We start from the raw sequence: 22,212 nt of genomic DNA, 5'->3' as shown, positions 1-22,212 counted from the left end.
CTTGTGCCCAGGCTATAGCAATTAGGGGTTAGCTGCCACATTCGAGGGGTGGGGAGCTGGGGAAGGGGGAGCCAAGAGCATCTGCCTTCTGCTTTACCAAGTAAACCTCAACCCCTGATCAATCAAAAACTGCTGCAGTGCTGGCATTTGCCCGGTCACGACTACCTGAGACGGATTCAAGTCCGTGGGTCGGCCATACTGCAGCAGCCAGCCTGAGGTGGCTCCTGCCGCAGCGCCGACGCTCCATTCTCCGTAGTGAACTCGGGTGACGCCGTTAACAATGTGGCTGACGGCAATCCCTTTGCCGCCGATCAGCACGTTGTCTACACCTTGAGGAACTAGGGCCTCCAGCGGGATTTGCAGGGGGCGCACGACAAATTCTTTGATGCTGGCCCCAGAGGCTTCGTAGGTGGGGCGCTTGTCCCAGTAGCGGCAGCCGTGAATATCGATATCGTAGTGGGCTAGGGCTACGGCAGTAGGGCTAAAGTTGCGCCCGCCGGTCATGTCCTCTCGCAGATCTGCTTCTACCAGCATGAGGTTGTCTTGGCCGTAGGCAGGGCGACCCAAAATCCGCCGCCCCTCTCTGAAGTAGGGCACCATACTAAGCCCTGAGCGCGTGCCCAAAGGCGCATCTGGTCCGGATAGGAGCGACAGCGGCAAGTAGGGCTGTGCCTGGGTCTCGATTAGCCACTCAGCAAAAATCAGGGCGTGGTTTTCGGCGTCTTTCAAAGATTTGAGGGAGAGACCGCCAAGCCAGTTTTGCCGCTGCCCCGAGAGCACAATGTCCTCTTCTGTCAGAATCAGGGGTGGCTCCATGATGTGCCAGTCGTTGCCCCGGTTCCAGTTGACCAGCGTTTTTTCTCCGGGCTGAGACAAATCGGCTCCTGCGCCCGGGTAGCGGCCCACCATGCGGCGGTAGTTAAAAACGCTGCCCCGATCAAAAAAGGGAAAGCCCTCTAGGTCAAACTGCTGGCGGTGTCGCTCACGAGGATAGTCAGACTCGATTTTTTGCAGCCGATTGTAGCTTTCGCCGCCATCGTCGAACGTTGCCAGAATGAAGGGATAGGTATAAGCCTGGGTGCAGTCAGGATTGGCCATAGAAGCGGCATTGACTTCCCCGGTTTCGGCTTGGGCATCAGAACCAATCCGGTGGGGGAAGTTGGCCCAACCCACAAGCTCTGCCGTGTCAGTCGCATCAATGACCATCATCCGGCCACCGGGCGGAGCCTGCAGCCGGATAGGAACTTTGTTGTAAACGGCATCAGCCGACCAGGAATACCAGGCGCTCAGCTCCTTAGACAGCCGCCCCTCAGGCACATAGCTAGAATCTCGCGGAACTCGTTTAACTGCGTAGACAGCGGTGATTTGGCGGCCTGAGGCATCAAACGAAGCCCCCTTAAAGGCAGTCGAGGTAGACCAGCGGCTCTCAGGAGACTCGGCCGATGCAGCACGCATCCACATTTCAGCTGCTGTCGCGCCTGCTTTGGGCGAGAAACACAGTTCCCCCACCCAGCAGTTGTTGAGCTCGGATACAGGTAGAGTCGAGGGCAGGTTTGTCCAGCTGGGCAGGTTGACCGGCTGATTGCGAATAAGCTGCTTAAAGGCCTCCCAACTGGGAGAGAAATTGTCGCGCGATCGCATTGCCCGCGATTCATCCAGAGCCGATACCCCTTGAGCGCTGATCTGCCCGCCTAGCCAGGGCGTCAGCTCAATCAGGCAGGTCGTCACTCCTGTTCGCATGGCGTGGGAAGCGGCTGCCACCCCACCCAGGCTGCCGCCCAAAACCACAACTTCACACTCCCAAACTTCTGCTGCTTGGGGTAGAGGATCGAGTCTGGGCCGTCCGTTGGCCGTCATCAACGGTTCTGCCTCTGCACCCGATTCGGCCTGGGCAGCCCCTTCTCTTAGGCCCTGCGACAGCGGTGCCCCAGGCTGACTCAAGAAGTTGCCCACGGTGATAAAAGCCTGTAGCAGCACCGCCGCACCGCCCATGGTAGCCGTGCAGAGCACCGAGAGGCGAGTTAGGCGACGCTGTCTTCTTTGACGCTTGAGAGGCAGGGAACGGTAGCGACGCTTCGACATGAAGGGGCAAAAAGGGGAGCAATCGATCGTGAGTGTAGCAACGAAATCCAGACTTGGCGCGATTTCTACGGAAAATTGATGAACTTACTGGAGGATGCCAGCAGGAGTTGCGATGCTCAATGCTACAGCAACTTCAAAAAAAGGCTACAGAAACTCTCAAAAACAGCGTGATCAATTGCAAAATTAGGCTTGACAGAGGCCCAATCCCCGCCTAGCTTAAACCATGCTTAGCGCGATCTACTGGACAATTTCACTCTGGACATTCACTGAATGAGTCATTGGGCAATTTCATCGGGGCAGCATCGAGTCTGAATCACCCTCTCACCCGCCGTGTTTAGGACTAGCTATGTTGAAGTTCCTGACCAAGACCGACTACCTGCTGCGAGAAACGCTGCTCGGCCTACGCCGGGGCGGCTGGATGAACTGGGCCGCCGTCAGCACCATTACCGTTCTGCTGTTTTTGTTTGGCATTAGCCTGCAGTCAACCTGGCAGGTTGAGCGGTTGCTCAACCAGTTTGGCAGCCAGCTAGAGGTGTCAGCGTATTTAGAGAGCGGTGTGCAGGCAGATACCCTGCTGCCTGTTGTGCAGGCAATGCCGGAGGTGATTTCGGTCAGGCCCGTAAGCAAAGAGTTTGCCTGGCAGGCACTGGTTGAAGACCTGGGTATTTCTGACATTGAAGGAGCCACTGAGCAGCTCAATGGCAATCCGCTGGTAGACGAAATTAAGGTCAAGGTGCGCTCCTCCGAAGATGTTCCCAACCTGGCCACCAAACTCACGGAGATGCAGGGTGTTGACGAAGTGCGCTACGTTGATGAAGCAGTGACTCGTCTGGCCCAGCTCAACGATGGCTTGAAGTGGGTCAGTCTGTTTATCATCGGCATTTTGAGCTTGACTGCAACCGCTGTCATCACCACCACCATCCGCCTGATTGTGATGGCCCGCCGCCGCGAAATCGAAGTCATGCAGCTCGTCGGAGCCACTCACGTTTGGATCTACCTGCCGTTTATTCTGCAGGGAGCTACCTTTGGCCTAGCCGGAGCTGGTATTGCCTGGGGGCTGCTGTTCGGCATTCAGCAATTTATCCAGGAAGTGGCCAGTCAGCAGCCTGATTTCATTCAGTTTCTCGCCAATGGTCTGCAGCTCAGCGCTCAGCAGCTGATCATGCTGCCGCTCTCTTTGCTGGGCATGGGGATGCTAGTGGGGTTGATGGGCAGCCTACTAGCGGTACGCAAGTTTGCCCTGCGCTAGGCTTCGTCGCTAAACAGGTAGCCCCAGATAGCCCCAGCAGGGTGTGTTATCGCAATGCGTGACGCACCCAATCTAGCGAGAAGCGGGTTCCGTTGGCGAATTCGCTGCGAATGGCTGTGTTCCGCCAGGCGACACATACACACCCTACTGGCTAAGCTAAAGGGCCTCAGGGACGGACTCCAAAGGCAGCCCGCAACCCTCGTGTAATCCACCCCGCACCAACCCTTTCTCCTGTATCAAACCAAAAAAACTCTCCCAGAAAGAAATCTGGAAGAGCTAAGAAAAACGAAGTTTCTTAAAGTGGGATCTAGTAAGCCAGACCCATGCTGCGGGTAGTCTCAGGACCGAGATAAACCCGAATGCTCAGGAAATCGGTTGGGCAAGCCGTCTCGCAACGCTTGCAGCCAACACAGTCCTCAGTCCGAGGGGAAGAGGCAATCTGACCGGCCTTGCAGCCATCCCAGGGCACCATCTCCAGAACGTCCGTAGGACAAGCCCGTACGCACTGCGTGCAGCCGATACAGGTATCGTAGATTTTGACTGTATGAGACATTGAATGAAGACTCCAATGTTAATTTACTGCGTCTAGACAGACTAGGCGAACCTTAAAAATCAGGTTTACCAGAACTGCTTATCAGTAAGGGTTTCCCAATCATTGAATAGTCTATAGCGACGCTTTTCGCCCATTACCCCTGGCCTTTGAAAACCTTAATGGAACGTAATATTGACGGCCCTTTCAGGCCAGGCTGATCAGGATCCACATTAGAGCGTTAGTGAGTCAATCTGGTCAGGATTTCCCCAATGTCAGTCACGCTTTCTTATAAGATGAAGAGATGCCTATTTCTATGAGTTTTCTCTTGCCCGATGGGCCGGTTTTTTGTACAGAAATCGGACAAAGCTCATGGTTTTAGGGTATTGTGCTGACTGTCAATCGCTGCGCAAAGGTTCTTAAGGAGTGATATGAGCGAAGAGGTTTTTGAGAAAGTCAAGAAAATTGTGGCCGAGCAACTCGGGGTAGACGAGGCAGAAGTCAAGCCCGAAGCCAGCTTTGCCAACGATTTGGGGGCAGACTCCCTTGACACCGTTGAGCTCGTGATGGCGCTCGAAGAGGAATTTGACATCGAAATTCCTGACGAAGCTGCAGAAGGGATTGGCACGGTACAGGCCGCCGTTGATTTCATCAAAGAAAAAACTGCTGCCTAAGCGAAGTTATCTGTTGACCTGTAAAGCCGCCTTTGGCGGTTTTCGATAGTGGGCGTTTTGCCTCTAAAACCGAGTTAGATCATGGCAAATCTTGAGAAAAAGCGCGTTGTGGTAACGGGAATGGGGGCCATTACTCCCATTGGAAACACGCTGGCAGAATACTGGGAGGGGCTGACCTCAGGTCGTAACGGCATCGGCCTAATTACGGCCTTTGATGCTTCTAAGCACGTAGCCCGGATTGCTGGGGAAGTTAAAGGGTTTGACCCGACTAGCTTTCTCGACCGTAAGGAGGCCAAGCGGATGGATCGCTTTGCTCAGTTTGCGGTGGTTGCCAGCCAGCAGGCGCTGCAAGATGCTCAGCTGGAGATTACCGATCTCAATGCGGAGCAGATCGGGATTGCCATTGGCACAGGCGTGGGGGGGCTGCGGGTGATGGAAGAGCAGCAAGAGGTGTACCTCACCAAAGGCCCTAGCCGCTGTAGCCCGTTCATGGTGCCAATGATGATTGCCAATATGGCCGCTGGCCTAACGGCAATTCACACCGGGGCTAAAGGGCCTAACTCCTGTGCGGTGACTGCCTGTGCTGCTGGGTCTAACGCGATTGGTGATGCATTTCGCCTAGTTCAGGGTGGCTATGCTCAGGCCATGATCTGCGGCGGTACCGAGGCGGCCATTACGCCTCTGTCCGTCGCTGGGTTTGGCTCGGCTCGCGCGCTTTCAACTCGCAATGACGACCCCACCCACGCCAGTCGCCCCTTTGACAAAGACCGCGATGGTTTTGTGATTGGCGAAGGCTGCGGCATCTTGATTTTGGAAGAATTAGAGCATGCTAAGAGCCGAGGAGCCCGCATCTACGCGGAGATGGTTGGCTACGGTATGACCTGCGATGCCTATCACATGACGGCTCCGGTGCCGGGTGGTGCTGGGGCAACTCGGTGCATTCAGCTTGCGCTCAAGGATGCGGGCATTACCCCAGAGCAGGTGAGCTACATCAATGCCCACGGCACCAGCACCCCGGCTAACGACCCGACCGAAACCCAGGCGATTAAAACGGCGATGGGCGAGGCTGCTTACAAAGTTTCTGTCAGCTCTACCAAGTCGATGACTGGGCACCTGCTGGGCGGCTCGGGCGGTATTGAGGCGGTGGCCACGGCACTTGCGATCGCACACGACCAGGTTCCCCCCACCATTAACCTGGAGACTCCCGATGAGGGCTGCGACCTAGACTACGTGCCGGGTAAGAGTCGCGCTCTAACGGTAGATGTGGCCCTGTCCAACTCGTTTGGCTTCGGCGGGCACAACGTGACGCTGGTTTTCCAGAAATACCGTAATTGAGGCTACAGGTTCATAGGTATAATGACTCATTAAGTGAGCTTTATTAAACTTCAAGATTTTCTCGGGGGAGGGGTTAGAGTGCTCTTAGGGTCTTCTGACTGCTCCTTCGTGAAAAGCTTGATTTTTTACGTATTCCCCAGCCTTTTCTAGGGCAACGGGGTAGAAATTTCTGTTGATGGCTAATCTCTGGGCTTCTTGTCCGGGCTGGCCCCTGGTAAACCGTCGTTGAGCTGTGGAAACTATGGCTGTCGCAACCCAAACACTGGAAGAGCTTTGTATCAACTCCATCCGCTTTCTGGCGATTGCTGCCGTTGAGAAAGCTAAATCGGGCCACCCTGGTCTGCCGATGGGCGCAGCGCCTATGGCGTTTGTCCTGTGGGACAAGTTTATGCGGTTTAACCCCAAGAACCCTGCCTGGTTCAACCGCGATCGCTTTGTCCTCTCTGCCGGACATGGCTGCATGCTGCAGTATGCTCTGCTGTATCTGACCGGCTATGACAGCGTGACGCTCGATGACATCAAGCAGTTCCGCCAGTGGGGCTCTCGCACGCCGGGCCACCCCGAGAACTTCGAGACCCTTGGCATTGAAGTGACCACTGGCCCGCTGGGTCAGGGCATTGCCAATGGTGTGGGTCTGGCGATGGCCGAGGCGCACCTGGCCGCTCGCTTTAACAAGCCTGACTGCACCGTGGTTGACCACTACACCTACGTCATCCTAGGCGATGGCTGCAACATGGAAGGGGTGTCTGGCGAAGCCTGCTCCCTGGCAGGACACCTGGGCCTAGGCAAGCTGATCGCGCTCTACGACGACAACCACATCTCTATTGACGGCTCTACCGATATTTCCTTCACCGAAGACGTCAGCAAGCGCTTTGAAGCCTATGGCTGGCACGTGCTGCACGTGGAGAATGGCAATACGGATTTGGATGCGATCGCAAAAGCCATCGAAGAGGCCAAGTCGGTCACCGACAAGCCCACAATGATCAAAGTCACCACCACCATCGGCTACGGTTCCCCCAACAAGCAAAACACTGCTGGGGTACACGGAGCTGCTTTGGGGAGCGACGAAATCCAAGCCACCCGCGAAAACCTAGGCTGGACCTACGGCGACTTTGAAGTGCCCGAAGATGCCCTCAACCACATGCGCCAAGCTATAGAGCGCGGCGCTAGCCTAGAGGCCGAGTGGGAAGAAACCTTCGCCACCTACCGCACCCAGTATGCCGCCGAAGCCGCTGAGCTAGAGCGAATGATCTCAGGCAAGCTGCCCGAGGGCTGGGCCGACGCGCTGCCTACCTACAGCCCTGGCGACAAGGCCATTGCTACTCGCAAAACCTCCGAGATGACCCTCAATGCCCTAGCTCCGGTGCTGCCTGAGCTGATTGGGGGTTCCGCTGACCTGACCCACTCCAACCTGACCGAGCTGAAAATCTCCGGCAGCTTCTTGAAGGGGCAGTACGAAAACCGCAACCTGCGCTTTGGTGTGCGGGAGCACGGCATGGGCGCAATCTGCAACGGCATTGCCCTGCACAACTCGGGTTTGGTGCCCTACTGCGCCACCTTCCTGGTGTTTGCTGACTACATGCGCGCCCCCATCCGTCTCTCGGCTCTAGCTGGCGCAGGCGTCATCTACGTCATGACCCACGACTCCATCGGTCTGGGCGAAGATGGCCCTACCCACCAGCCAGTCGAGACCATTGCCTCCCTGCGGGTCATTCCTAACCTAGTGGTGATTCGCCCTGCCGACGGCAACGAAACCTCCGGAGCCTACAAGGTAGCCGTTGAAAACCGCAAAATCCCGACCCTGCTGGCCCTGAGCCGCCAAAACCTGCCGCAGCTGGAAGGATCTTCCATTGATGCGGTTGCCAAGGGAGCTTACATCCTCTCCGATAGCGAAGGCACGCCCGACCTGATTCTGATCGGCACCGGCAGCGAAGTCTTCCTTTGCGTTGAGGCGGCTGTTAAGCTGCGGGCTGAAGGCAAGCAGGTGCGAGTGGTATCCATGCCCTCCTGGGAGCTGTTTGATGCTCAAGATGCTGCCTACCGGGAGTCTGTACTGCCCAAGGCCGTAACCAGGCGTCTGGCGGTAGAAGCAGCCAGCAGCTTCGGCTGGTGCCGTTATGTCGGCTCTGAAGGCGACAGCATTAGCGTTGATCGCTTTGGTGTTTCTGCTCCCGGCGGCATCGTCATGGAGAAGTTTGGCTATACCGTAGACAACGTTGTTGACCGCGCCAAGGCTCTGCTGGGCTAAGGCTAGGTAAAAGCTTCAAGGGATGCCTGTCAAAGGCATCCCTTTTTTATTGGCCGTAGTCCCATGCCACGCTTTGTAATGCCACTCTGCCGCTGAAAATTATTCAAGCTCTGGGTTCAGCGATATGATGAGGGGCGCAGGCGGGAACTGGCATGGAAATTGACATCCTACTTCTGACCATTTACTTCATTGTCGTCTCCTACGTGGTCTATAAGATGGCCCTGTCTGTCGAGGCCCAGCTAGAAGACCAGATCGTAATTCAGCTGGATCGAGAGCTGCTGCAGAGTTCGGTGGCAAACCAGCTGCAGCAGCAGGGCTATGAAGATTTGCCGGTGGAGATCCTAGATGCCGGGCCGATGCCGCTCAATCGGGCCGCTTGCCTGAGTCTGACAATACCGATTCAGGTGCAGGATGAGGTGGTGGAAGGCACTATTGCCGTTCAGGTTTCACCCCAGGGCACCCGGCCCATTGAGCCACCCATTGGTGGCTTGACAGTGCAGATCGTCAACACCGTTCCCGCCGCTCAGGTCATTGTGGACTGGGATAGCAGCAGCCTCAGCCTACACAACAACCTGGGCCGTCGCGTCATTCGCCAAACTCCGGGTATGCGGATGGATCTGGTGCAGGCTCAGGTGCACAGCGTGATCAACCCTCGCCAGTCTTTCAGCGCCACCGTCACCAGTGAAGATTCCTTTGGCCGCAGCCCTGACACTCAGCTCCTGCAGCCGACTGCTCCACTGGTTAATCTCGGTAAGGTTCTGGCCTTGCCGCCACCCCTGCGAACCTACGCTCTAGAGCTGCTAATTGGTATTCAACCAATGGTCTCTCTTAACCAGCCGGTGATTCGGCTGCTGCTGCCGTTTCGCTTTGAAATTGGTGTGCTGCCAGACCAGCCCGCAATTCCGCTATTTCGCTGGATATTGAGCCGACGCGACGAGAATACCAACCGAAAGGTGGACGGCAAACTTCGCTGAATCTTGAGTGATTAACCGGTCAACTCCGACTACAAGATTCTGTCTGCAAGATCACGTCAGGGGGAGCCATCTCGACTAGACTAAGAGCTAAGGAAAGAGTTGGCGCAGGCAGTTGCGGGCGGGTTTAGGCCCGTCTGAGGAAAGTCCGGGCTCCCCAAAGACCAGACTTGCTGGGTAACGCCCAGTGCGGGTGACCGTGAGGAGAGTGCCACAGAAACATACCGCCGATGGGAAGGCAGAGGGCAGAAGGCAGCGGATAGAAGGGAAACCTTGTCCTGAGTCTCTGGTTTCTGGTCTTTTACAGGTAAGGGTGCAAGGGTGCGGTAAGAGCGCACCAGCAGCATCGAGAGGTGCTGGCTCGGTAAACCCCGGTTGGGAGCAAGGTCGCAGGGGCGATGGTTGGTCTTTTTCCAGCTCCGCTAAAGAGAACCGCAAGAGGCGGCTGGTAACAGCCGTCCCAGATAGATAACCGCCCTCCGTCAGGAGAACAGAACCCGGCTTATGTCCGGCTCTTTCCCCACTTTTTGATTGACACGACTATGACCGATCTGCCCGATCCTGCTCGCCAAAGACAGCTGCAGCGCTGCCTGCAACGGCTGGGACTGCCTGATAAAACCACCGTTAACTGGCATCTGCTGGATCTGGCCTTTACCCATTCCTCCGCGTCTTCTTCGGCCAACTATGAGTACCTGGAGTTTTTGGGGGATGCGGCGCTGCGGCTGGCGGCAGCTGAGTTTTTGATGGAGACCTATCCTGAAGCCTCGGTGGGAGAATTGGCGGCAGTGCGATCGCGACTGGTAAGCGATCAGGCCTTGGCCGACTTGGCTGATGACCTAGGTCTAGAACCCTTCCTGCAAATGTCTAGCAGCGCCTGGGGCGACAAGGCCGGACGGCGCTCCCGACTGGCAGACGTTTTTGAGGCGGTGCTGGGCGTACTTTATCTGGAGCGCCACAACCTTAGCCTGATTCGGGTGTGGCTCGACAGCCACCTGCAGCGACTGGCCCAGCAGATTTGGCAAGACCCCACCCTGCAAAACTACAAAGCGGCCCTGCAGGAGCTGACCCAAGCCCATTTTAAGACGCTGCCCCAATACCAAACCCAGGAGGTCAGCCATATCCACGGCGATGCCGAGCGCTTTGCCTCGGAAGTGTGGTTTATGGATCAGTGCTGGGGCAGTGGCCGAGGCGCTTCCATGAAGCAGGCAGAGCAAACTGCTGCCCAAAAGGCCTATACCGATCTCAAGCAGCACCTGGAACAGGCGCAACCTGCAACCCCATGACGGCTCCCATTCGGCTGGCGATCTTTGGGCTGGGCCGCTGGGGTGAGCATCTGGTTCGAAATTTTCTGGCCCTGCCGGAGGCTAGGGTAGTGGCCGTTATTGACCCCCAAGCTGAGGCTCTAGCTCGGCTGCAGGATCAGTTTGAGCTGCCAGATAGTGTGCAGGGCTTAACTGACTGGCGAGCGGCAATGGATCTGCCGGGGCTAGAGGCCGTTGCGATCGCAACCCCAGCCGCCACTCACTATCCCTTAATAAAAACGGCTCTAGAGCGCCATCTTCATGTGCTGACCGAAAAGCCCATGACCCTCGCCGTGGCAGAATGCCAGGAACTGTGCACCCTGGCGGCACAGCACCAGCTTCAGCTCGTGGTAGACCACACCTACCTGTTCCATCCTGCCGTTAAAGCCGCCAAGCAAGTGTTTGTAGAAAACCGCCTGGGCCGCCTGCGCTATGGCTACGCCGCCCGCACCCATCTCGGCCCAGTGCGCTCTGATGTAGATGCGCTTTGGGATCTGGTAATTCACGACATTGCGATTCTCAACTTTTGGCTAGAAGCCGTCCCGGTTCAGGTTGCAGCCTGGGGCAAGGCTTGGCTGCAGCCCCAGCCCCAGCCCCTGTTTCCCGCTGGGCTGGCTGATGTCGGTTGGGTGCGGCTAGTGTATCCCAATCAGTTTGAGGCCACCCTACACGTCAGCTGGCTCAATGCCGACAAGCAGCGGCGGTTGGGAGTCGTGGGTGACCAGGGTACGCTGGTCTTTGATGAACTGGCTCCAAACAGGCTAACCCTATATCAGGGCGCAATTCAGGGCGAAGCTGCGCCGTTTTTGCCGAGCGGGGTTGACCCTCTGCCTCTTCCAGATGACCGCACCCAGCCCCTAACCCAGGTGTGCAAACACTTCTTAGCCCGCATTCAAGGACAGGCAGAGCCGGAGATTTCGGGAGGTGCGATCGCAACCCATCTCGTCAAAACCCTAACCGCTCTATCCCAATCCCTCCAAACCGGCGGCACTCTAATCTCCCTATGACCCCCACCGTGCCGTATTGCTATGTTTTGTAGGTTGGTGTGGGACTTGCGAGACTCAACAAACTCCTGAAGCTGTTGGGTTGAGGCTCGGCAAATCCCAACCTACGAGAGCTGCCGACCAAACGGTACCGTAGGATAGGCAAAGCAAAGCGTGCTCATCAAAGCTCATGTCCCTAAAAGATGGGCTATCGCCCTTTGTCCATCCTATTCACTACCCACCAAACAGTTGACGTAGTACGGATAGGCGAGAGCAGTTCCAGTAGTCGATGTGGGCGCAAATCAGGCCAGCTTCGTTCAGCCGCAGCTCGCTCCGACCAGAGATACTCATGCGGGGCTGCCAGGGAACCGGAGCCGTCCAGCTCAAAGTCCAGTGAGTTTTGATCAGCTCTGCCGTTGGCTGCTCAATGGCGTGTAGGTCAAGCTGGACTGCCTTAAACCACCGCGCCATGAAGCCGATCATCTGGCGATAGCGGTCAACGCCCTGAAATTGAGTCAGCGGATCTTTGAAACAGACCCCTTTGGCGTAGAGGTCGTAGCTCTGGTCGTAGGGGAATCGCTGGTAGTCCTGACGAATTCGTTCAAGGATATCTGTGGGCATGAGAGCAGCCGGAAACCACCCTGATCATCCAGCATCCTCAGCGGCATGGCAATCACCGTTGAGGGATTGGGCATAGCGGGTTGTGATCAGCTCACTTCTGGCCCAGCAGCCAGTAGGTCGTCATCAGGCCCTTGCCTTTGACATCGATAATGCCGCGCCGCTCAAACTGGTAGCTGTCTTTTAACTGCTCATAAAGGTTCGCCGTCACCTGAATCCGGTTGGGCTGGCCCTGCGACTCCATACGGCTAGCGACATTGACAGCATCGCCCCAGAGGTCATAGGAGAACTTCTTCATGCCAATCACACCAGCGACGACTGGCCCTGTGTCCATGCCAATTCGCAGGTTAAAGGGGCTGTTATCGTCGCTCCGCTTGAATAGGCTGATGGCTTGCTGCATGTCCAGCGCCATTTGAGCCACTGCTTCCGCATGGCGGGTCATCTGCTGCGGTAGCCCGCCCACTACCATGTAGGCATCGCCAATGGTCTTGATTTTTTCCAGGCCGTGCTTTTCAGCCAGCCGGTCGAAGGTCGAGAACACCTGATTGAGCGTATCGACTAGCTCAGCCGGTGAAACCGCTGAAGAAAGCCCAGTGAAGTTGACGATATCGGCAAACAAGATCGTCACCTCATCAAAGCGATAAGCGATCGACTTCTGCTCACGCTTTAGCTCCTCGGCGATGGGCTGAGGCAGAATGTTGAGCAGCAGCCGCTCCGATTCTTCCTGCTCGGCCTTCAGGGCTTCTTCGACCCGCTTGCGATCGGTGATGTCGGTAACAAAGCCCTCAATCGCCACGGGCTCCTCAGCCTCATCCCAGACCCAAATGCCCTTCTCTAGCACCCACTTCTCCTGCCCAGAGGCGGTGATGATGCGGTAGATCATCTCAAAGGAGCGTTTCTCTAAGCGGGCCGCTTCTAGATAGGTGCCCACGTATCCGTGGTCCTCAGGGTGAACCAGAGAGCCAAAGGACAGCTTGGACTGGTGAATGAGATCTTCGGGATGATAGCCGGTCAGCTCAAAGCAGCCATCGCTGACAAAGTCTAAGATGCGCTCGTCGTTGCACAGACGCCGGTAGGCCATACCCGCCAGGTTGCCCAGTAGGGTCGCCAGTGCCCGTTGGCTTTCCTGCAGGGCATCCTCTGCCTGTTTACGTTGGGTGATATCGGCAGCGGTACCCTCGTAGTAGAGGACTTCTCCGTAGTTGTCGCGTACGACCCGGCTATTTTCTGAAACCCAGATGATCTCACCATCGGCCCGGTAAACCTGAGACTCAAACCCCGTGATTCCCTCAGGCTGGCTGTGGAGGCGCTCCACCATCTGGCGGCGAAGCTCGGGATCGACATAAAGCCGGTTAATGTCGCTGACCTGACCCATCAGCTCTGCCGGGCTGCTATAGCCCAGCATGTCGGCTAGGGCTGGGTTGGCACTGAGGAATTTGCCTTCGGGCGTGACCTGCAAAATGCCTTCTGCCACGTTTTCAAAGATGCTGCGGTATTTTTCCTCAGCTCGCTGCAGGGCGATATCTGCCCGTCGGCGCTGAGTGATATCGCGGGCTACCCAGATTGCCCGGTTGCCTGGCAGCGGCGACACTATAGCGCTGTACCAGGCCGTTTTTTCAAAGTCATCAGCGGCCACTTCACCGTTCGTTGGATTTTGTCCTGTCCACTCCCCTATTGGCAGGCTATACATCAGGCGAACGGCGCGCCCTGTATTGAGTGCCTGATGAATGTGGCGCATGAACAGGGTGGCCTGGTAAGGCGGCAGCACCTCGTAGACCGTTTTGCCAATGCGCTCAGTATCTGGGCTGTAGAGCAGTTCGGAGTTGGTGGCGACCATATTGAGGTAGTGACCCTCGGCATCAAATACCGTGATCACGTCGGTCATGGCGGCAAAGAGCGCCCGCAGTTCGGCTTCTGAGTCTCGCAGGGCCCGCTCTACGCGCTGGCGTTCGCGGATTTCTCCCAGCAGGCGCTGGTTGGAGTCGGTGAGGGCGGCGGTGCGGCGGGTAACTCGCTGCTCCAATTCCTCATTGGCCCTTTGCAGGGCTGCCTGAGCTTCTTTGCGCTCTGTGATGTCTTCGACAGTGCCCTCAAAGTAGAGCAGCGTGCCCGTCTCGTCTCGCACCGCTCGGGCGTTTTCTGAAATCCAGATAACGCTGCCGTCTTTGCGGTAAATTTCTGACTCAAAGTTTTTGACTTCGCCCTGCAGCAGCAGCGCCTGGATAAATTCTTCGCGGCGCAGGGGCTTGACGTAGAGCTGCTGCTGAATACTGGTCAGATTCGCCATCATTTCTTCAGGCGAACTGTAGCCGTAGATTCGAGCTAGGGCGGGGTTGGCACTGAGGTACTGGCCATCGGCAGTGGTCTGGAAAATGCCCTCGACAATATTTTCAAAGATGTTGCGGTATTTGGCCTCGGCTTTTCGCAGTGCCTCTTCAGCCTCGTTCCGCTGGGAGATGTCAATGCCGACTGTAAAAGCGGCGTGGCCCTGGTTATATTTCTGGGCCACGATTAAAAACCGCCGCTTGGAGCCGCCTACATAGGCCGAGATTTCTCGGTAGGCATCCTGCTGGTCGGCGGCAAAGAAGTCTTTGACGAAGGTGTTGAATTCGTTGCTGGTGTGCAGGAAGCCAATATCCTGCCCGATAAAAGCTTCTGCGGGCAGATTGAAGGTGCTAGCTAGGTGGCGGTTGACCCCTAAGTAGCGCAGGTCAGCACTAATCCAGGACACAATGCCGGGAACCGCATCTAGAATGGCCTGAAGCTGGTCATGGGCTGCTCTAAGGGCAACATCTGCCTGCTGCCGCTCTACAATTTCTTCAATCAGGCTGTCGTTTGACTCTCGCAGGGCAGCTGTATGCTCTTCAGACTGCTGCTCTAGCCGGGCAATTTGCTGCTTTAACTGGTCGACCGTGGCGGTGCGATCGCACACCTCCTGTTTCAGCTGCTGATTTTCCTGCCGCAGCGCTTCTAGCTCCCGCGAGATGTCAGCCTGAGATAGGTCAGTATTGTCTCCCACCACTGAGACAGCCATGTGTTGCGGCCTCTGGCTCAGCTTGCCAGCCGTCAAGGGTAGTTTTTCAGTCATAAGAAGCTCAAGCTACAAGGTGCGCCAACCTACTTTCATCTACGCATCTGTGCTGCGTGATTCCGGTTTGGACTGTGAGAAAGTTGTGGATCTAGTTGAGACAGTTCACTCAGCACAGTTCACAGACTGTGCGTTATCAAGATCCACCTGGCTTCTGTTTGATCCGCTCGATTTGATCTGCTCGCTCAGTGTGTCTCTTTACTATGATGACAGACTGGCGATAGACGCCATGGCGACAGATCACGGGCCAGAACAATCCGCACAGATTTGTGGTTGCACCCTTGGGCTTTCTAATATGAACCATACTGCAGGCATCGATCGGTATTCTGGACATCATTCTTTATTCTTTTGAACTTGGGAAGATTGCTCAGGCACCTCACCTACCCCCTTCTTTTCACTTCCCTTTCCACGACTTTTACCGATCCCTTCATACACGTGGGACAATGGGAGGCGCTTGATCTTTAGGGGAGCTAGTAAAAACGGTGAAAGCCCTTGTTGTTGGAAGCGGTGGGCGTGAACACGCACTGGCCTGGAAACTGCTTCAGTCGCCTAAAGTGAGCGAGGTGGTCTGCATTCCGGGCAACGGCGGGACTGCGGCTCTGCCCAGGTGCCGCAATGTGGGAATGGGCGTCAATGACTTTGAAGGCATCGCCCGGTTTGCTCTAGTGAATAACTTTCCCCTGGTTGTTGTTGGCCCTGAGCAGCCCCTAGCTGATGGGATTGCTGATTTTCTGCAGCAGCAGGGCCTGAAGGTGTTTGGGCCGACCCAGACCGGAGCCCAGATCGAGGCCAGCAAAGCCTGGTCTAAAGCACTTATGGCTCAGGCCGGTATTCCAACGGCCCAATCTGAGGTGTTTACCAACGCGGCGTCGGCTCTGGCGTTTGTGCAGCACCAGGGTTTCCCTATTGTGGTTAAGGTAGACGGTTTGGCCGCAGGCAAAGGGGTAACCGTGGCCCATAGCCTAGATGAGGCGACAGCCGCCATTGAGGCCGCCTTTAGCGGCAAATTTGGCGCTGCTGGAGAGCGGGTGGTGATCGAAGAGTTTTTGATCGGTCAAGAAGCCTCCGTACTGGCGGTGACCGATGGTCAAACCTTGCGACTGCTACTGCCAGCCCAGGATCATAAGACTATTGGCGAGGGCGATACAGGCCCTAATACGGGCGGTATGGGAGCCTATGCCCCTACTCCTATCGTCACCCCAGACTTGATGGAGCGGGTGCAGCGAGAAATCCTAGAGCCTGCGCTGCAGGCGGTTAAGGATCAAGGGATTGACTACCGAGGTGTGCTCTATGCTGGGCTGATGATCACGCCGGAGGGCGATCCCAAGGTAGTGGAGTTTAACTGCCGCTTTGGTGATCCTGAAATTCAGGCCATCCTGCCGCTGCTAGAAACTCCCCTAGCTGACCTGATGTTGGCCTGTGTAGAAGGCCGTCTGGAGTCGTTTCCGCCGCTAGAGTGGAAGCCGGGGGCCGCGGCTTGTGTGGTAGCTGCTGCTGAGGGCTATCCAGACACCCATCGCAAGGGTATGGCTATCTCTGGGCTAGACGCTGCTGAAGAAACGGGGGCGCTAGTGTTCCATGCCGGGACTCGCAAGCTGAAGGGGGAGACGATAGCCGATGGCGGTCGGGTGTTGGGCATTACTGGGGTCGGGGATAGTTTTGAAGGTGCGATCGCAAATGCCTACGCCGCCGCCGCCTGCATCAGCTACGACGGCATGTACTACCGGCGGGACATTGGTCATCGGGTGAAGGCTCGGTAGCGACAGCAGATTCCCTCCCTTTATCAGGCAGCCAATTGGCGTGCCAGGGCAGCAACTGTCAAAGATCGTGCCAGAATAAAGGCACTTGCATCCTTAACCCTGAACCGTCTTGATTGAGCTACTCAAAAAAATCCGAGAACTCATCGTGCGCTGGTGGGGCGACTTCACCCTCCAGACCCGGTTAATGGCCGGGGCCACCCTCGTGGTGTCTCTGATCATGAGTGGCTTGACCTTCTGGGCGGTTAACACAATTCAGCAAGATGCCCGCCTCAACGACACCCGCTTTGGCAGTGACCTAGGGCTGCTGCTCGCGGCCAACGTCGCCCCTCTGGTCAGCGAAAACAACCGCACCGAGCTGGCCCGCTTCTCCTACAGCTTTTACCAGAGCACCTCTAGCGTTCGCTACATGCTCTATGCCGACGAAGACGGCAGCATTTTCTTTGGCATTCCGTTTTCTGAAGCAGCCGTTCAAAACTCCCTCACGCTGCGGCGGCGTATGCAGCTGCCCGAAGACTATGCTCGCAATACTGGCAAGCCGATGGTGCGGCAGCACCTGACCCCAGCGGGAGAAGTCACCGATGTCTTTGTGCCGCTCAACTACAACGGCAAGCATTTGGGCGTGTTGGCCCTGGGCATCAACCCCAATCCGACTGTTGTTGCCTCCTCCCACCTCACCCGCGATGTCACGATTGCGGTATTTGTCTCGATCTGGGTGATGGTGATTTTGGGAGCTGTCTTTAATGCCCTCACCATTACTCAGCCGATCAAAGAGCTGCTGGTGGGGGTGAAAAATATTGCGGCGGGCAACTTTAGGCAGCGCATCGATCTGCCCTTAGGCGGAGAACTGGGGGAGCTGATCTACAGCTTCAACGATATGGCTGAGCGACTAGAGCGCTACGAAGAGCAGAACATCGAAGAGATGACTGCCGAAAAAGCCAAGCTCGAAACCCTGGTGTCGACCATTGCCGATGGCGCGATTTTGCTCGATACCAGCATGAACGTGGTGCTGGTTAACCCTACCGCCCGCCGCATATTTGGCTGGGAGGGGCGGGATTTGGATCAGGGCAATGCACTAGATCACCTACCCAGCGAAGTGCGAGTGCAGCTGACCCGGCCCCTGTTCCAGGCGGTAGCAGGCCAGTCAGAGGGCATGGAGTTTCGCATTTCCCTACATGAGCCCAGCGTTCGCACCATCCGGATTTTGCTCAATACGGTGCTAGACCAGGCGCGAGAAAACGTCAAAGGCATTGCCATTACAGTGCAGGACATTACTCGCGAAGTGGCCCTCAACGAGGCCAAAGCCCAGTTCATCAGCAACGTCTCCCACGAGCTGAGAACGCCGCTGTTTAATATCAAATCTTTCATTGAAACTCTGCACGAGTACGGGGAAGACCTCAGCGATCACGAGCGGCAGGAATTTCTGGAAACGGCCAACCACGAAACCGACCGTCTTACCCGTCTGGTCAACGATGTGCTCGATCTCTCGCGCCTAGAGTCGAACCGCCAGTACCCGCTCACTTCGGTGGAGGTTGTGCCGACTGTCGAGCAGATTCTGCGAACCTACCAGCTCAATGCCCGCGATAAGCAAATTGAACTGGGCCACGAAATCGAGCCAGATCTGCCGCCTGTGTTGGGCAACTATGATTTGCTGCTGCAGGTGTTTGGCAACTTGGTGGGCAATGCGCTCAAATTTACCCGAGCGGGTGGGAAAGTCTTGCTGCGGGCCTACTCGCTGCCCTGCTTGGAAGCTGGGCATGGTCGCTCCAGCAGCATTCGAATTGAGGTTTCCGATACGGGCATCGGCATTGCCCCTGAAGATCAGCAGGCTATTTTCGATCGCTTCTTTCGGGTAGAGAACCGGGTCCATACCCTAGAGGGCACTGGCCTGGGCTTGTCAATCGTCAAAAATATTATCGAAAAGCACAGCAGCCAGGTGCACTTGGTCAGTGAGGTCGGGGTGGGCACCACATTCTGGTTTGACCTGATTGTTTACATGCCTGACTCACCTTTTTCCCACGTAAACACGCAGGCAGAAGGCCCAAACAAGGAAAAAGCGGGAGATGCGATCGCACTTGCCCCCTCTCCCTAATCGATCTATCAGAAACCGGGTTTCTCCTCTAGCAAATCAAAATATGTTTGTTGCTAGAAGAAACCCGGTTTCTCAACCTCCGGGCTAATCTATCACTCTGAGTATCCGTAAACCTTGGGATCTAAACCCTGAGGATCCCCACCTGCAGATCCCCGGGTTCTTTTTGGGTGCTAGAAGTTGAACTGCACTAGCGCAGAAGAACCCGGGGATCTTGGCCCCTGCAAGTCACAAAAATCAAGTGGCAAAGCCTTACGGCTAAGAACGAGAGCTTTAGGCAATTACCAAAACCTCAGGGCGGATACTGCCATTAAGCGCAAACCTGACCTACCCTTATATAGATACATCTTGTAATCGTTGTCCTTCCAGCTGTGACAGACACCAAGAGCTACAAAGAAACCGTTCTGCTGCCTCAGACCGCCTTTGACATGCGGGCCAACTCCACCAAGCGAGAGCCTGAGATTCAGAAGTACTGGGCAGATCATCAGATTTACGAAAAGCTGGCACAGGAAAACCCCGGCGACCTGTTTGTGCTGCACGATGGCCCGCCCTACGCCAACGGTAGCCTGCACATTGGCCACGCCATGAACAAAATTCTGAAGGACACGATTAATAAGTATCAGCTGCTCCAGGGCCGCAAGGTGCGCTACGTCCCTGGTTGGGACTGCCACGGCCTGCCGATTGAGCTGAAGGTCTTGCAGGCAATGGATTCTAAAGAGCGGCAAGGGCTTACCCCAATCAACCTGCGCCGCAAAGCGGCTGCCTTTGCGCTTCAAGCCATTGACGAGCAGCGAGACAGCTTCAAGCGCTACGGGGTGTGGGGCGACTGGGAACAGCCTTACCTCACCCTCAAGCCCGAATACGAAGCGGCTCAGATCGGCGTATTTGGTGAGATGTACCTGAAAGGCTACATCTACCGGGGTCTCAAGTCTGTCCACTGGAGCCCGTCATCGCAAACGGCTCTAGCTGAGGCTGAGTTGGAGTACCCCGAAGGCCACATCTCCCCCAGTATCTACGCAGCGTTTCCAATGGTGAGCGCGTCTGATACCGCTAAGGCGGCACTGGAGCCGTACCTGGCTGAATTGGGCGTAGCCATCTGGACAACGACGCCCTGGACCATTCCGGCGAACCTGGCGGTGGCGGTTAACCCCGACCTCACCTATGCCGTAGTTGAAGTCGAATCGGCTCACCCCTTCCGCTACCTGATCATCGCCAAAGATCTAGTAGAGCGCATGACCCAGGTTTTGGGAACGGGCCTGACGGTGAAAGCTGAACTCAAAGGCGCTGCCTTAGAGCACTCTACCTACCGGCACCCGCTGTTTGACCGGGTCAGCCCCATTTTGATCGGGGGTGACTACGTTACGACTGAGTCGGGGACGGGCCTGGTGCACACTGCGCCTGGACATGGAGAAGAAGACTTTAGGGTGGGGCAGCGCTACGGGCTGCCAGTGCTCTCTCCGGTGGACGAGCGCGGCAACATGACTGCTGAAGCTGGGCAGTTTGAGGGCCTAAACGTGCTCAAAGATGCCAACCCAGCGGTGATCGAGGCGATGGAAAAGGCCGGATCGCTGCTGAAGCACGAGCCTTATCCCCACAAATATCCCTACGACTGGCGCACCAAAAAGCCGACAATTTTCCGAGCGACTGAGCAGTGGTTTGCCTCGGTTGAGGGCTTCCGGGATGAGGCGCTGCAGGCGATCAAGACGGTCGAGTGGATTCCGGCGCAGGGCGAGAACCGGATCACGTCAATGGTGGCTGATCGCTCTGACTGGTGTATCTCGCGTCAGCGCAGCTGGGGCGTGCCGATTCCGGTGTTTTACGACGAAGAGACGGGTGAACCGTTGCTCAATGCAGAGACAATTGCCCATGTGCAGCAGCTCTTTGCCGAGCATGGCTCTGACATTTGGTGGGAACGGCCCGAGTCGGAGCTGCTGCCAGAACCCTACCGCAGCAATGGCCGCGCCTACCGCAAGGGTACTGACACAATGGACGTGTGGTTTGACTCAGGTTCATCCTGGGCAGCGGTGGCAGAGCAGCGAGCTGAGCTGCACTACCCTGTGGATCTGTATTTGGAAGGGTCGGATCAGCACCGGGGCTGGTTCCAATCGAGCCTATTAACCAGCGTGGCTACCCACGGCCAAGCTCCCTATAAGCAGGTGCTGACCCACGGCTTTGTGCTAGACGAGCAGGGCCGCAAGCAGAGCAAGTCTCTGGGCAACGTGGTCGATCCTCGCATTGTGATCGAGGGCGGGAAAAACCAGAAGCAAGAGCCACCCTACGGGGCGGACGTGCTGCGGCTGTGGGTGTCGTCGGTTGATTATTCTTCGGATGTGCCTCTGGGTAAAAACATCCTCAAGCAGTTGAGCGATGTCTACCGCAAGATCCGCAACACGGCTCGGTTCCTGCTGGGCAACCTGTATGACTTTGACCCAGCTAAGGATGCCGTTCCTTATGACCAGCTGCCGGAGCTAGATCGCTACATGCTGCACCGCATGACGGAGATCTTTGGCGATGTGCAGGATGCTTTTGAGAGCTACCAGTTTTTCCGGTTCTTCCAGACGGTGCAGAACTTCTGTGTGGTGGACCTGTCTAACTTCTATCTCGATATCGCTAAAGATCGCCTCTACATCAGCGAGGCAGACTCGTTCCGCAGGCGTAGCTGTCAGACCGTGCTGGCGATCGCAATTGAAAACCTGGCCCGTGCGATCGCACCTGTGCTGTCCCACATGGCCGAAGATGTTTGGCAAAACCTGCCCTACTCCACGCCCTATCAGTCGGTCTTTCAAGCGGGTTGGGTGAAGCTGGAGAAAGTGTGGCAGCAGCCCCAGCTAGCCCAGAGCTGGACTCAGCTGCGAGCCATTCGCCAGGAGGTTAATAAGGTTCTAGAGCAGGCCCGAACCGGCAAGGCAATTGGCTCCTCTCTGGAGGCTAAGCTCTTGCTCTACGTGCCCGATTTAGAATTGCGACAGGCGCTAACGGCAATGAACCCAGCAGACAGCATCGCTCCGGGCAGTGCCCATGTCGATGAGCTGCGCTATCTCTTTCTGGTATCCCAGGTTGAGCTGCTAGAGTCGGCAGATGCTCTGAAGGAATTGCCGTACCGCAGCGAAGCCGACTTTTTAGGGGTTGGGGTGGTCGATGCCGAAGGGGCAAAGTGCGATCGCTGCTGGAACTATTCCACCCAGGTCGGTCAAAACGCCGAGCATCCCGCTATCTGCGAACGCTGTGTAGAGGTGCTGCTCGGTAAGTTTTAGGGCTGCGGCAGTGTTAGCCCCTTTGTTAGGTGCA

At 56.4% G+C, this 22,212-nt stretch carries 14 protein-coding genes and 1 other RNA gene; 11 read left to right on the top strand and 4 right to left on the bottom strand.

Annotated features, from left to right (window positions below):
* Positions 1–93: 93 nt before the first annotated feature.
* Positions 94–2,082, bottom strand: a complete 1,989-nt coding sequence (locus H6G13_RS08785) for an FAD-dependent oxidoreductase (RefSeq protein WP_242028196.1) — start codon at positions 2,080–2,082, stop codon at positions 94–96.
* Positions 2,083–2,428: 346 nt separating this feature from the next.
* Between H6G13_RS08785 and H6G13_RS08780 the strand changes: the two genes are divergently transcribed.
* Complete coding sequence (locus tag H6G13_RS08780) at positions 2,429–3,331, top strand: ABC transporter permease (RefSeq protein WP_190482740.1); 903 nt, start codon at positions 2,429–2,431, stop codon at positions 3,329–3,331.
* Positions 3,332–3,638: 307 nt separating this feature from the next.
* Here the strand turns inward: H6G13_RS08780 and psaC are convergent, their stop codons facing one another.
* Positions 3,639–3,884, bottom strand: a complete 246-nt coding sequence (psaC, locus tag H6G13_RS08775; RefSeq protein ID WP_190482739.1) for a photosystem I iron-sulfur center protein PsaC — start codon at positions 3,882–3,884, stop codon at positions 3,639–3,641.
* A 407-nt stretch (positions 3,885–4,291) separates the two neighbouring features.
* On the opposite strand from psaC, the gene acpP reads away from it, so the two are divergent.
* The 7 genes from acpP to H6G13_RS08735 all read left to right on the top strand — a co-directional run bounded on the left by acpP (position 4,292) and on the right by H6G13_RS08735 (position 11,396).
* Complete coding sequence (acpP, locus tag H6G13_RS08770; protein ID WP_190482738.1) at positions 4,292–4,534, top strand: acyl carrier protein; 243 nt, start codon at positions 4,292–4,294, stop codon at positions 4,532–4,534.
* Positions 4,535–4,615: 81 nt separating this feature from the next.
* A complete protein-coding gene (gene fabF / locus H6G13_RS08765) occupies positions 4,616–5,869 on the top strand; it encodes a beta-ketoacyl-ACP synthase II (RefSeq protein WP_190482737.1) in 1,254 nt (417 codons plus the stop codon).
* Positions 5,870–6,110: 241 nt separating this feature from the next.
* The gene (tkt, locus tag H6G13_RS08755) at positions 6,111–8,117 is read left to right on the top strand and encodes a transketolase (protein ID WP_190482735.1); all 2,007 of its coding nucleotides are present in this window, start codon (positions 6,111–6,113) and stop codon (positions 8,115–8,117) included.
* Between the two features lie 152 nt (positions 8,118–8,269).
* Positions 8,270–9,091: a hypothetical protein gene (locus tag H6G13_RS08750; RefSeq protein ID WP_190482734.1), complete on the top strand. Its 822-nt coding sequence runs from the start codon at positions 8,270–8,272 to the stop codon at positions 9,089–9,091.
* A gap of 95 nt (positions 9,092–9,186) precedes the next feature.
* An RNA gene (gene rnpB / locus H6G13_RS08745) (RNase P RNA component class A) lies at positions 9,187–9,608 on the top strand.
* A gap of 22 nt (positions 9,609–9,630) precedes the next feature.
* Positions 9,631–10,371, top strand: a complete 741-nt coding sequence (rnc, locus tag H6G13_RS08740; RefSeq protein WP_190482733.1) for a ribonuclease III — start codon at positions 9,631–9,633, stop codon at positions 10,369–10,371.
* Complete coding sequence (locus H6G13_RS08735; protein WP_190482732.1) at positions 10,368–11,396, top strand: Gfo/Idh/MocA family oxidoreductase; 1,029 nt, start codon at positions 10,368–10,370, stop codon at positions 11,394–11,396. Before rnc ends, H6G13_RS08735 begins: the two co-directional genes overlap by 4 nt.
* A gap of 210 nt (positions 11,397–11,606) precedes the next feature.
* Here the strand turns inward: H6G13_RS08735 and H6G13_RS08730 are convergent, their stop codons facing one another.
* Together H6G13_RS08730 and H6G13_RS08725 are read right to left on the bottom strand one after the other, a co-directional pair.
* Positions 11,607–11,993, bottom strand: coding sequence for a DUF2358 domain-containing protein (locus H6G13_RS08730; protein WP_190482731.1), 387 nt, complete (start codon positions 11,991–11,993; stop codon positions 11,607–11,609).
* Between the two features lie 91 nt (positions 11,994–12,084).
* Positions 12,085–15,078 (bottom strand): adenylate/guanylate cyclase domain-containing protein, encoded by a 2,994-nt coding sequence (locus tag H6G13_RS08725; protein ID WP_190482730.1) that lies wholly within the window; start codon positions 15,076–15,078, stop codon positions 12,085–12,087.
* A 482-nt stretch (positions 15,079–15,560) separates the two neighbouring features.
* Between H6G13_RS08725 and purD the strand changes: the two genes are divergently transcribed.
* The 3 genes from purD to ileS all read left to right on the top strand — a co-directional run bounded on the left by purD (position 15,561) and on the right by ileS (position 22,178).
* Positions 15,561–16,838, top strand: coding sequence for a phosphoribosylamine--glycine ligase (gene purD, locus H6G13_RS08720; protein ID WP_190482729.1), 1,278 nt, complete (start codon positions 15,561–15,563; stop codon positions 16,836–16,838).
* 109 nt (positions 16,839–16,947) lie between these two features.
* Positions 16,948–18,927, top strand: coding sequence for a two-component system sensor histidine kinase NblS (gene nblS, locus H6G13_RS08715; RefSeq protein ID WP_190482728.1), 1,980 nt, complete (start codon positions 16,948–16,950; stop codon positions 18,925–18,927).
* Between the two features lie 368 nt (positions 18,928–19,295).
* On the top strand, positions 19,296–22,178 hold the full coding sequence (gene ileS / locus H6G13_RS08710; RefSeq protein ID WP_190482727.1) for an isoleucine--tRNA ligase: 2,883 nt from the start codon (positions 19,296–19,298) through the stop codon (positions 22,176–22,178).
* Positions 22,179–22,212 lie beyond the last annotated feature (34 nt).

Source organism: Pseudanabaena sp. FACHB-2040 (assembly GCF_014696715.1).
GTDB lineage: Bacteria > Cyanobacteriota > Cyanobacteriia > Phormidesmidales > Phormidesmidaceae > JACVSF01.
Note: the sequence above shows the minus strand (reverse complement) of the source record. Positions and strands in the feature narration are given on the sequence as shown.